The organism is Hymenobacter bucti (genome assembly GCF_042681145.1).
In the GTDB taxonomy this organism is placed as follows: Bacteria; Bacteroidota; Bacteroidia; order Cytophagales; family Hymenobacteraceae; genus Hymenobacter; species Hymenobacter bucti.
In genome coordinates, this window is the sequence record NZ_JBHUFD010000003.1 from 828,630 (window position 1) to 840,133 (window position 11,504).

General features: G+C 64.5%; 9 protein-coding genes. 8 read left to right on the forward strand and 1 reads right to left on the reverse strand.

Features of this window, described 5'->3' with window-relative positions; translation table 11 throughout:
• Positions 1 to 73: 73 nt before the first annotated feature.
• Complete coding sequence (locus ACFSDX_RS11175) at positions 74 to 2,278, reverse strand: xanthine dehydrogenase family protein molybdopterin-binding subunit (RefSeq protein ID WP_382313484.1); 2,205 nt, start codon at positions 2,276 to 2,278, stop codon at positions 74 to 76.
• Positions 2,279 to 2,393: 115 nt separating this feature from the next.
• Here ACFSDX_RS11175 and ACFSDX_RS11180 point away from each other — a divergent pair, with 115 nt between their 5' ends.
• The 8 genes from ACFSDX_RS11180 (at position 2,394) to ACFSDX_RS11215 (ending at position 11,494) form a co-directional block, all read left to right on the forward strand.
• Positions 2,394 to 3,050: a hypothetical protein gene (locus ACFSDX_RS11180; protein ID WP_382313485.1), complete on the forward strand. Its 657-nt coding sequence runs from the start codon at positions 2,394 to 2,396 to the stop codon at positions 3,048 to 3,050.
• 364 nt (positions 3,051 to 3,414) lie between these two features.
• Positions 3,415 to 4,416, forward strand: a complete 1,002-nt coding sequence (locus ACFSDX_RS11185; RefSeq protein ID WP_382313486.1) for a glycosyltransferase family 2 protein — start codon at positions 3,415 to 3,417, stop codon at positions 4,414 to 4,416.
• Positions 4,417 to 4,468: 52 nt separating this feature from the next.
• On the forward strand, positions 4,469 to 5,326 hold the full coding sequence (locus tag ACFSDX_RS11190; RefSeq protein ID WP_382313487.1) for an ABC transporter permease: 858 nt from the start codon (positions 4,469 to 4,471) through the stop codon (positions 5,324 to 5,326).
• Positions 5,327 to 5,333: 7 nt separating this feature from the next.
• A complete protein-coding gene (locus tag ACFSDX_RS11195) occupies positions 5,334 to 6,614 on the forward strand; it encodes an ABC transporter ATP-binding protein (protein WP_382313488.1) in 1,281 nt (426 codons plus the stop codon).
• 22 nt (positions 6,615 to 6,636) lie between these two features.
• Positions 6,637 to 7,914: a glycosyltransferase family 2 protein gene (locus ACFSDX_RS11200; RefSeq protein WP_382313490.1), complete on the forward strand. Its 1,278-nt coding sequence runs from the start codon at positions 6,637 to 6,639 to the stop codon at positions 7,912 to 7,914.
• A 9-nt stretch (positions 7,915 to 7,923) separates the two neighbouring features.
• Complete coding sequence (locus ACFSDX_RS11205) at positions 7,924 to 9,555, forward strand: glycosyltransferase (RefSeq protein ID WP_382313492.1); 1,632 nt, start codon at positions 7,924 to 7,926, stop codon at positions 9,553 to 9,555.
• A complete protein-coding gene (locus ACFSDX_RS11210) occupies positions 9,539 to 10,567 on the forward strand; it encodes a polysaccharide deacetylase family protein (RefSeq protein WP_382313494.1) in 1,029 nt (342 codons plus the stop codon). The genes ACFSDX_RS11205 and ACFSDX_RS11210 overlap by 17 nt, the downstream gene beginning before the upstream one ends.
• Before the next feature lie 18 nt (positions 10,568 to 10,585).
• On the forward strand, positions 10,586 to 11,494 hold the full coding sequence (locus tag ACFSDX_RS11215) for a glycosyltransferase family 2 protein (protein ID WP_382313495.1): 909 nt from the start codon (positions 10,586 to 10,588) through the stop codon (positions 11,492 to 11,494).
• Positions 11,495 to 11,504: the final 10 nt, after the last annotated feature.

The following is an 11,504-nucleotide window of genomic DNA, read 5'->3' on the forward strand; positions in this document are numbered from 1 at the left end:
CACTACCAAAACTCACTTATGGAAAAATAATAGTTGATACCATACCAAAGGAGTAATTGGCGATAAAGGGCATTTACAGCAGCTTGTCCGGCGTAATTGGCAGGTAGCGCACGCGCTGGCCGGTGGCGTGAAATACCGCATTCGCAATGGCCGCGCTGAAGCCGACGATGCCGATTTCGCCCAGGCCTTTTGCGCCCATCGGGTCGAGGTAGGTATCGGGTTTGTCGATGAAGATTACATCGATAGCGGGCGGAATGTCGGCGTTTACCGGCACGTGGTAATTGGCGAGGTCGGCGTTGGTGATACGGCCGAAGCGGTGGTCGAGCACGGCGTCTTCCATCAGGGCCAGCCCCAGGCCCCAGGTAATGGCGCCGTACACCTGGCTGCGGGCGGTTTGGGGGTTCATGATGCGGCCCGCGTCGATGGCCGATACCACGCGGGCCACCCTCACCTCGCGGGTGTGGGCGTGCACGTGCACCTCTACAAAGTGGGCGGCAAACGACTGCCCCGACTTCTCGCCTTTTTTCGGTATTTCCGGCGACTCGTGCAGCACTTCGAGGGCGGGCTGGCCGGCCCGGCGCAGCACCTCGCCGTAGCTCAGGCTGGTGGCCGAGTGGCTACCTAGGCGCACCGCGCCGGCCTCGGCCACCAGCTCAGCCAGCTGGGCCTGGGCAAACGGCGAACCCGGCGTGCTGAACGCCAGGTTGAGCACCTGCTGCCGGAGCGCCGCACAAGCGTCGTGCACGGCCGCCCCCACTGAGGCCACCGTATGCGAGCCAAACTGGCCGGGCGCGGGCGGCAAGGCCGCATCGCCCAGCTCGAAGCGGATGTTTTCGGCGGGCACGCCGCTGGCATCGGCCGCAATCTGGGTCATAATGGTGGCGGTGCCGGGGCCCACGTCGGCTGTTGCACTCTGAACTAACAAGGTGCCATCGGGCAGCAAGCGGGCGCGGGCACTGGCCTTGGCCCGCGAGGCGTGGTAGATGCCCATGGCCATGCCCTGGCCCACCAGCCAGTCGCCCCGGCGGGTGGCGCCGGGCGCGAGATTGCGCTGGCCCCAGCCAAACTTTTCGGCCCCTAAGGCATAGCATTCGCGCAGGTGGTTGCTGCTCCAGGGCCGGCCATCTTCGGGGTCTACCTCGGCAAAGTTGTGGAGGCGCAGGGCCAGCGGGTCCATCTTCAGCGCGTAGGCCAGCTCATCCATCGCCGACTCGATGGCAAACGAGCCGGTGGTTTCACCGGGGCCGCGCGTCCAACAGGGCGTGCTCAGGTCGAGGGGCACAAGGTGGTAAGTCAGCTCGGCGTTGGGGCAGCGGTAGCCCGATTTGGTGGGGTGCAGCGTGCGCTCTGTGAACTGCTCGTAGCGCGAGGTGGCCCCGAATACCTCGTGCGACACGCCCACCAGCGTGCCATCGGGCTGGGCCCCTAGGGCCACGCGCTGCACCGAGCGTGGCCGGTAGCCTACCATGTTAAACTCGTGTTCGCGCTCGTTCAGCACCTTCACCGGCCGGCCCACCACCTTGGCCCCCAGGATGGCCGCCATCTCGGGCGGCCAGATGCGCGAGGCGCCCCCAAACGCCCCGCCCACGAACGGCGAATGCACCTGCACCGCCTCCTTGGGCAAGGTCCAGAGCTGCATCAGGTCTTTCTGGGCCAGGGTAGGTGCCTGGGTTTTATTCCAGACCATCAGCTTATTACCATGCCACTCGGCAATGGCGGCGTGCATCTCCATGGGGTTATGCACTTGCAGAGGAGTCTGGTACTCGTGGGCTACTTGCACCAGGGCCGTTTTATAGGCCTGGGGCTGGCCGCGGGTATAGTCCTCACTCTTCTTGGGCGTGTAGCTGTTGCCGATATTCTTGGTAATGTCCGTCTGGTGCGCGGCCGGCTCGTAGGCCACGCGCACCAGCGCGGCGGCGTGCTGAGCCTGCTCGAGGGTGCTGGCAATGGCCAGGGCCACGGGCTGATTATTATAGTAAATTTTGTCGTCAAAAAACACGCGCAGCTGCTGGCCCTCCACCCGGCTGTCGGGCTGGGGGTGGTCGTAGCCGGGCACCCTAGGCGCGTTGAGGTGCGACACAATGGCCAGCACGCCGGGCGCCTGGGCGGCCGCGCCGGTGTCGAGGTACGTGATGCGGCCGGCCGCGATAGTGCTGGTAACCAGCACGCCATGCACGCAGCCCGCCACGGCGTGCTCGGCAGCGTAGCGGGCCTGGCCGGTTACCTTGAGGCGGCCGTCGACGCGGCGGTGGGGCTGGCCAATGTGAGGGGCTTGCATAGCTAGCTGGAAAGAAATTTACGGGAATCTAGAGACGGATATTTGCGTTCTGGCGTTACGGTGGCGTTTTGTGGTTGCGCCGCCCCTGCCCGGCCTCCAGCCAGCTACTTGCCGTATGCCTCCTTTTTCAGCCGCCCAGCTTGCCCTCACCGAAGTATTGCGCCAGCGCCTGGCCGCCGCGGGCTGCCAGCACGGCCGCTTCGACGTGAGCGAGCCGGGGGCTTGCCTGAGCTTATCGGGGCAGAAAGCCGATGGCAAAACGCTTTATTTTTGGGAGTTCAGCCCCAAGTTTCACCAGCTGGTGGACACCTACCTGCAAGAGCAGTACGACGAGCACACCGCCCAGCTCAGCATTCAGATTGACGTGGCCGCGGCCCAGGCGCAGTACCTGCGCACCCCTAAACCCAGGCAGGCCCCAGCCCCCGAACTGCGGCCCGCCCCCGATGCGGCCCCCGACCGCACCCCCTACGGCCTTACCCTGGCGGCGCAGGTAGCCGCCCGCCTCGACCAGGGCGCGGCTCTCGTACCTAGCCAGCGTGGCTACGGCGGCATGGGCCTGGCCCGTGGCGCGGGAGCCGCCTACCACTACGGGGAGGTGTGGGATGGTGTGCTCTCGCCCAGCCAGACGCTGCCCAGCTGGGCGGCCTTCGTGGCGTGGCTCGCCGCGCAGTCCGACTTCTCGCTGGCGGGGCCCGAAAACCAGCCGCCGGCCAGCCGCCACCCCCAGGCTCTTACGCGCCAGCGGCTCACCGAATTGGTGCGGCGCTCCTAGGCAAGCGGCGGGCACACGCGAGCATATGGCCTAAAACTTGTCATAAACAGGCGTTTATGGGTGATAATATCGTATTATTCAGGGATTATTATAGGCAATGGTATGGAACGGTAAGGTTCTTTATATTACCTTGCACAAAATGCCTAATAAGTAGAATTTTATTTGGCCAGCTACCAGCACTTCTCTTTTGCACTTACTAAGCACCATTGTGCCTTTAGGATTTACTCGTTGATATGCTTTTTTAATTATCCCTTTATTGCCCTGCTATAGCTAAGTCTACCCTCGCTCTTGCCCGACCCCAATGCTACACAACGGCTGTTTGTGGCTGGGCTTCTACCTCTCCTTCTTATTCTTCCTTCCCGCTATGGAGCCTCCTGTTACGCGCACGCCCGCTTTCCCACCCTCGATAGCCCCCCTAGCACTCACTGGCCGGCGGCCCCTGTGGTCGGTGATGATACCCGCCTACAACTGCACCGTTTACCTGGCAGATGCGCTGCGCAGCGTGCTGGCCCAGGACCTGGGCGCAGACCTAATGCAGATTGAAGTGGTGGACGATGCGAGCACCGACGGCGACGTGGCGGCGCTGGTGGCGGCGCTGGGCCGGGGGCGCGTGCAGTACTACCGGCAGCCCGCCAACGTGGGAAGCCTGCGCAACTTTGAAACCTGCCTCAACCGCTCGCGCGGGCACTACGTGCACCTGCTGCACGGCGACGACCGGGTGGCCCCCGGCTACTACGCCCGCATGAGCCAGCTGTTTGAGCAACACCCCGAGGCGGGGGCCGCCTTCAGCAACTACGCCTCCATCGACGAGGCCGGCCACCGCACCTACGTGCCGGCGCCCATCGACGCGGCGGGCATTTTGCCTAACTGGCTGGTGCGCATTGCCGAGCGCCAGCAGATTCAGTACGCCGCCATTGCGGTGCGGCGCCGGGTCTACGAGGAGTTGGGGAGCTTCTACGGCACCAATTACGGCGAAGACTGGGAAATGTGGGTGCGCATTGCGCGCTACCATCCCGTGGCTTACACCCCCGAAGTACTGGCCGAATACCGCGGCCATGCCTCGTCCATCTCTTCTACCAAAGCCCGGCAGGGCCGCATCATTCAGGACCTGCTGCTGGTTATGGAGTCCATTCAGCAGCACCTGCCCGACAAAGACCGGAAGCAGGTGGCGCTGCTCTCGCGCAAGTTTTACGCGACCCTCGGCATCGGGATGGCATACCAGGTGCTGCGCGAAACTCAAGACTGGCCCCTGGCCCAAAACCACATCCGGCAGGCGCTGGCCATGAGCAAGCACCCGTCGGTGTACTACCACATGGTCAAGTTTCACCTCAAGCAGCTGCTGCACAAGCTCAGCCTGCACGCCTAGGTGCCCGCCCACCCACCCGCCGCTTGCCAACCGCCACTAGCTTTTTAACTGCATGCCAACAAGTACTGAAGATAACTGGGACTGGGAAATTAAGGCGCACACCAGCTGGTGGGGCTCGAGCATGGCCGAGTTGTGGTCGTACCGCCACTTGGTGGGCGGGCTCATCCGGCGCGATTTTCTGCTGAGCTACCAGCAAACCATCCTAGGTCCGTTCTGGGTGCTGCTCCAGCCCATCATGACGCTGGCCACCTACGTGCTAGTGTTTGGCAACATGGTGGGCATCTCCACGCAGGGCACGCCGCCGGTGCTGTTTTACCTGGCCGGCATCATTCTCTGGAACCTGTTCAACGACGTGTTTACCAACACCTCGGCCATCTTCCGCGACAATGCGCACCTGTTCACAAAAGTATATTTCCCGCGGCTGGTGATGCCAGTGGCCCAGATGAGCGGGCAGTTGGCGCGCTTCGTCATTCAGTTTTTGCTGCTGGTGGTAGCTATTATTGGGTACGCCGTTTTCACGCCGTGGTCGATACCCAGCACGGCGTGGCTGGTGTTTGTGCCGCTGGTGGTGATGCTGGTAGGGCTGCTGAGCCTGGCCCTAGGGCTGTTTTTTTCGGTGCTGACGGGTAAGTACCGCGACGTTACCTACGTGGCTGGCCTGGGCATCCGCCTCTTTATGTTTCTAACGCCCGTCATCTACCCCGTCAGCTACATCTCGGAAAAGTGGCGCTGGCTGGTGCAGCTCAACCCGCTCACCACCCTGTTTGAGCTGTTTCGGCAGGCGCTGCTGGGCCAGGGCACCGTCACGCTGCCGCAGCTGCTCTACAGTGTCGGGTTCACGCTGGTACTGCTCGTGGGGGCGCTGCTCATTTTCAATAAGCAGGGCGATAAATTGATTGACGTAGCTTAAAACTAGCATGGCCGATACTGTCATTAAGGTCGAAGACCTCTCCAAGCGGTACCGCCTAGGTACCACGGGCACCGGCTCGCTGCGGCAAGACCTGCAGTACTGGTGGACGACCAGCGTGCGCAAGAAGGAAGACCCGTTTTTCCAATCGCACTCGCCTGCGGCGCTCGCCGCCCAGCGCCAAACGCTGTGGGCCCTGCGCGACATCAACTTCGACGTGAAGCAGGGCGAAGTGTGGGGCATTATCGGCAACAACGGGGCCGGCAAGAGCACGCTACTCAAGGTCATTTCGCGCATTGTGCGGCCCACCCACGGCACGGTGAAGGGCCGCGGGCGCATCAGCAGCCTGCTCGAGGTGGGCACGGGCTTTCACCCCGAGCTCAGCGGCCGCGAAAACATCTACCTCAGCGGCTACATTTTGGGCATGAGCAAGGCCGAAATCCGGGCTAAGTTCGACGAGATAGTGGCGTTTTCGGGGCTCGAGAGGTTCCTAGATACGCCCGTCAAGCGTTACTCGTCGGGCATGTACGTGCGCCTGGCGTTTGCGGTAGCGGCGCACCTAGAGCCCGATATTTTGATTCTGGACGAGGTGCTGGCCGTCGGCGACGCCGAGTTTCAGAAGAAGTGCCTGGGCAAGATGCGCGAAGTATCGCAGGCCTCGGGGCGCACCATTCTGTTTGTGAGCCACAGTATGCAGGCCGTGACCAAGCTCTGCCAGCACGCGCTGTGGCTACAGCACGGCAGCGTGCGCGAGCAGGGGCCCGTAATGCAGGTGGTCAACAACTACGCCTCGGGCGCGCAGCAAAACAACACGCGCCAGAGCTGGGCCACCCCTGCCGAAGCTCCCGGCAACGAGTACGTACGCTTTAAGTCGGTGGAGCTGATTCCGCAGCTGGCCGTGCCCGACGCACCCCTGGATATCCGGGCCGCGCTCACCATCCGATTTGAGTTCTGGAACCTGCTCGGCGAAGCCTCCCTCAGCGCCGGCCTGCACCTGTACTCCTACGGTGGCGAGTGCATTTTCGACGTGCCCTCGCCCGCCATGGACTGCGGGCCGGGCGTAGTAGCCGGCGAGTGCACCATCCCGGGCAATTACCTCAACGATGGCTCCTACTACCTCTCGCTGGTCATCGTCAAGGACACCTCGGTCGAGCTCTTCACCTATGAAGAGTGCCTCTCGTTTACGATGGAAGACTTCCGCGGCGACATTCAGTGGTATGGCAAGTGGATGGGGGCCGTGCGCCCCACCCTGCCGTTCCGGCTCAAGCAGCCTGCCCTTCTTGCTCACTAGTTTTTAAGCGCTGGCCCTTCCCGTGTTTGCCCCCTACCACATCACGCACCTCGACCTGCACCAGCCGCCGGCGCACGCGCAGCCCGCGCCGCCCCCGCGGCAGGGCCAGTACCTGGTATTTTGGTGGCAGGAAATTGCCCTAGGGCACTTGTTTATCGAGCCCGGCCAAGTGCTATCGGCCGAAGCCTACGCTACGGCGCGGCAGGCCGCCATCGCGCCCGCCGTGGCCCACTACGCCGCCCAGGCACCGGCCGCGGCGGGCGGGGCGGGCGCCGGGGCGCAGTGGCTGGCCCAGGGCGACTTTGCGCGCTGGGATGCCTGGCTGGCTACTATCCTGGCGCCTTATCTGGCCGCGCCCCTGCCGGCGCAGGTGCCGGTGTCAGTGGTTATCTGCACCCGCGGGCGCGCCGAGATGCTGCGCCGCTGCCTGCAAATGCTGCAAGCGCTGCCCTGCACCGCCGCCGAGATAGTGGTGGTAGACAACGCCCCGACCGATACCAGCACCCGCGAGGTGGCGGCCGAGTTTGCGGGCGTGGTGTACGTGTGCGAGCCGCGGCCCGGCCTGGATGTTGCCCGCAATACTGGCATCAGGGCCGCCAAATACCCCGTGCTGGCGTTTGTGGACGACGATGTGGTGGTGCACCCTAGGCTGCTCTACACCGTGTGGGAAGCTTTTGAGGACCCCCATACGGCAGCGCTTACCGGCTTGGTGCTCACGCTGAAGCTTCAGACGGAAGCGCAGCTGATTTTTGAGCAGTACTGGAGCTTCAACCGTGGGTACGTCGATAAGGCCTACACCCCGGCCTACGTGCAGCCCGCCACCAGCCCGGCCCCGCCGGTGTGGGAAATCGGGGCGGGCGCCAACATGGCCTTCCGCAAAGCCATCTTCGACGAGGTGGGCTACTTCGATGAGCGGCTCGACGCGGGCGCCGCCGGCTGCAACGGTGACTCCGAGATGTGGTACCGCATTCTGCTGCACGGCCACACCATCCGCTACAATCCGCGCGCCATTGCCCACCACGAGCACCGCCGCGAGCTGGCCGGCCTCAAGCACCAGCTCTTTCAGTACATGCGCGGCCACGCGGCGGCGGCCCTCATCCAGCAGGCCCAGCAACCCCAGGCCGGCTACCGGCAGTACCTGTACCGCAAGCTGCCGCAGCACTACTACTACCTGCTGCGCACGGGCTTTCCGTTTTTTCGCTCCCGCAGCCGCACCATCTGGGCCGAGCTCAGGGGCTTGGCCTCGGGCGTGGCCTTCTACTACCGCCACCAGCACCAGCCCGCCGAGCCCCGGCCCTAACCCCGACGCATGGAACCCACCTCCGCCCCCGCCTGCCCGCTGGTTTCGGTCATAATCCCGTGCTACAACCACGGGGTTTACTTGCCGGAGGCGTTTGCCAGCGTGTGGCAGCAGGACTACCCGGCTGTCGAAATCATCGTCGTGGACGATGGCTCGACCGATACTACCCGGCAGGTGGCGCAGGCTTACCCGGGCGTGAGCTATTTCTACCAGCCCAACCAAGGGCTGTCGGCGGCCCGCAACACGGGCATCGCCCACAGCGCCGGGCAATACCTGCTTTTTCTGGACGCCGACGACTGGCTGCTGCCCGGCGCGCTGGCTACCAACGTGCAGTACCTGCAGCAGCAGCCTGACCTAGCGTTTGTGTCGGGCGGCCACGACAAAGTGTTTGTGACCACCGGCGTGGTACGGCCCGAAGCCCAGGAAGTGCGCGCCGACCACTACCAGCAGCTGCTCCAGGGCAACTACATCGGCATGCACGCCGCGGTGCTCTACCAGCGCTGGGCGTTTGAGGAGCTGCGGTACGACGTCACGCTCCGGGCCTGCGAGGACTACGACGTGTACCTGCGCCTGGCCCGCGCCCACCCGGTGGCGCACCATACCCAGCGCATCGCGGCCTACCGGCTGCACGGTGCCAACATGTCGGGCAACATCCCGCTGATGCTGCGCACGGTGCTGGCGGTGCTTCAGCGCCAGGCGCCGCACCTGCGCAGCCCCGCCGAGCACGCCGCCCTGGCCCGCGGCCAGGCCATCTGGCGGGCGTACTACGGCGGAGAGCTGTACCGCAAGCTCCAAACCACGCCGGGCACGGCCGCCGAGCTGCGCCTCCTTGCCACCCTCTACCCTAAGCTTTTTCTCCGCACTATCCTTCCCTCTAACGCCACCATGCTCAAGCAACTACTCAAGAAATGCATTCCCAACGCGGGGCTGCGCCTGCTGCACCAAACTGGTATCTACGGCGGCTACCAGCCGGCCATTGGGCAGGTGGCCCTCGGTGACTTTGGGCGGCTGACGCCCTTCAGCGCCAACTTTGGGTACAGCCGCGGCGGCCCCGTCGACCGCTACTACATCGAGCAGTTTTTGCAGCGCGAGGCGCCCGCCATTCGGGGGCGCGTGCTCGAAATCGGGGACAATGCCTACACCCTGCAGTTTGGGCAGGGCGTGACGCAGAGCGACGTGCTGCATATTGACGCCGACAGCCCGGGAGCCACGTTTATCGGCGACCTGAGCGACGCGCCCCACATCCCGGATAACTTGTTCGACTGCATCGTGCTGACCCAAACGCTGCACCTTATCTATGAGTACAAGCAGGCACTGGCCACCTGCCACCGCCTGCTGAAACCCGGCGGCACGCTCCTGCTCACGGTGCCCGGCATTACTCCCATCGATGCCGGCGCCTGGGGCGATACCTGGTACTGGTCATTTACCGACAAGGCCTTGCGCCGCCTGCTGGCCGATACCTTCCCGTCGCAGACCCTCGAAATCGGGTCGCACGGCAACGTATTCGTCGCGTCGGCCTTTCTGTACGGTATGGGCGTGGCGGAGGTGACGCCCAGCCAGCTTGATGTTTACGACCCCCAGTACCAGGTTATTAATACGGTAAAGGCCGTGAAGGCCCCGCTGGATGCGCGCCCGGCTTAAGCGCCTGGCCCGGGCCCTAGGGTGGCCCGCCCCGGCGCAGGCCTGCGTGCTCATGTACCACCGCGTGGCCGAGCTGCCCACCGACGTGTGGCGCATCGCCGTGTCGCCCGCGCACTTCGAGCAGCACCTGCAAGTATTGCGGGCGAGCTACACCGTGCTGCCCCTGACCGAGCTAGCCGAGGCCGTGGCGCGCCGGGCGGTACCTAGGCGCGCCGTGTCCATCACCTTCGACGACGGCTACGCCGATAATTTCTCGCAAGCCTACCCCCTGCTCGAACGCTACCAGCTGCCCGCCACCTTCTTCATCGCTTCGGGTAATATCGGCCAGGCTACCGAGTTTTGGTGGGATGAGCTCGAGCACCTGCTGCTCTTTACCCCCGACCTGCCTGCCACTTTCACGAGCACCGTGGCCGGCCAGCCCGTGTCGGCGGCCCTGGCCGACGAGGCCCACCTCAGCCCCGCGCTGCGGCAGCAGCACCAGCGCTGGAATGCCTGCACCGAAACCCCGCCCACGCGCCGGGCCACGCTCTTTTTGCAGCTGTGGCAGCTGCTGCGCCCGCTGCCGCACCCGGCGCAGCAGCAACACTTGCAGCAGCTGCGCCAGTGGGCCGGGCAGCCGCCCGGTACCCGCGCGACTTACCGCAGCATGGCGGCCGAGCAGCTGCGCGAGCTGGCCGGCAGCCCGCGGCACACCCTAGGCGTGCACACGGTGTCGCACCCGGCGCTAGCGTTTCACGCACCGGCCGCGCAGCAGCGCGAGCTCGTGGAGAACAAGGAATTTTTGGCGCAGCTAACCGGCCACGCCCCGACCTTGGTGGCCTACCCCTACGGCAATTACAACCCCGACACGCTGGCCGCCGCCGCCGCGGCCGGCCTGCGCGCCGGCTTCACCACCGAGGAGCAGCCCCTCACCAATCGCTCTGAGCGCTACCGCCTAGGTCGCTTCCAGGTGGCCGATGGCCCCGGTGCCGACTTTGCCCGGCAGCTCCAGCGCTGGCAGCAGCCCTCGTAATCTATTTATATCAGCACTATGCAGCAGCCGCTTGTATCCGTTATTACCGCCTTTCTAAACGAGGAGCGGTTTTTGCCCGAGGCCATTGCCAGCGTGCTGGCCCAGGACTACCCGCACTGGGAGCTGGTGCTGGTGGATGATGGCTCGACCGACCGCAGCACGGCTCTAGCGCAGCAGTACGCGGCCCAGCACCCCGGCAAAATCCGGTACTGCGAGCACCCCGGCCATGCCAACAAAGGTCTGAGTGCCAGCCGCAACCACGGCATTGCCGCTGCGCAGGGACAGCTCTTGGCCTTTCTGGACGCGGACGACGTGTGGCTGCCCGGCAAGCTTACGCAGCAGGTCGGTATTTTTGGGCAGCACCCCGACGTGGGGATGGTGGCCGAAGCGTCGCTGTACTGGCACCAGTGGCACCCTTCCGACCAAGCCGATGAGCTGATTCTGGTGGGGGCGCCCGGCGAGCGAGTGTACCAGCCCACCGAGCTGCTACGGCTGCTGTATCCGCTGGGTGCCGGCGCGGCCCCGTGCCCCTCGGGCCTTATGCTCACCAGGCAGGCCTGCCAGGCAGTGGGCGGGTTCGAAGCGTCGTTTACCGGCCGCTATCAACTATATGAGGACCAGGCTTTTCTGAGCAAAATCTACAGTCAGCAAAAGGTATACATTTCCTCGGCCTGCCACAACCGCTACCGGCAGCGCCTAGGCTCCATTGTGCAGGAGGTTAAAGAGCAGGGCCATTACCACGCCGTGCGGCGCCACTTTTTGGAGTGGCTGCTGGCGTATCTGCACCGCGAAAACAGTCCCAGCCAAGAGGTTACCAAGCTGGTGCGCAAGGCGCTACGCCCCTATCACCACCCGGTTATTCATCGGCTCGCCGGGCTCACACTGCGGCGCCTGGCGAGTGGTATAGTGCGCCGGGCTCGCGGCTAGCCGCCATAGG

Bases quoted from the DNA above. Each gene is read 5' to 3' on its own strand.
- ACFSDX_RS11175 (WP_382313484.1), bottom strand. From the start codon at position 2,278: ATGCAAGCCCCTCACATTGGCCAGCCCCACCGCCGCGTCGACGGCCGC.
- ACFSDX_RS11180 (WP_382313485.1), top strand. From the start codon at position 2,394: ATGCCTCCTTTTTCAGCCGCCCAGCTTGCCCTCACCGAAGTATTGCGC.
- ACFSDX_RS11185 (WP_382313486.1), top strand. From the start codon at position 3,415: ATGGAGCCTCCTGTTACGCGCACGCCCGCTTTCCCACCCTCGATAGCC.
- ACFSDX_RS11190 (WP_382313487.1), top strand. From the start codon at position 4,469: ATGCCAACAAGTACTGAAGATAACTGGGACTGGGAAATTAAGGCGCAC.
- ACFSDX_RS11195 (WP_382313488.1), top strand. From the start codon at position 5,334: ATGGCCGATACTGTCATTAAGGTCGAAGACCTCTCCAAGCGGTACCGC.
- ACFSDX_RS11205 (WP_382313492.1), top strand. From the start codon at position 7,924: ATGGAACCCACCTCCGCCCCCGCCTGCCCGCTGGTTTCGGTCATAATC.
- ACFSDX_RS11210 (WP_382313494.1), top strand. From the start codon at position 9,539: ATGCGCGCCCGGCTTAAGCGCCTGGCCCGGGCCCTAGGGTGGCCCGCC.
- ACFSDX_RS11215 (WP_382313495.1), top strand. From the start codon at position 10,586: ATGCAGCAGCCGCTTGTATCCGTTATTACCGCCTTTCTAAACGAGGAG.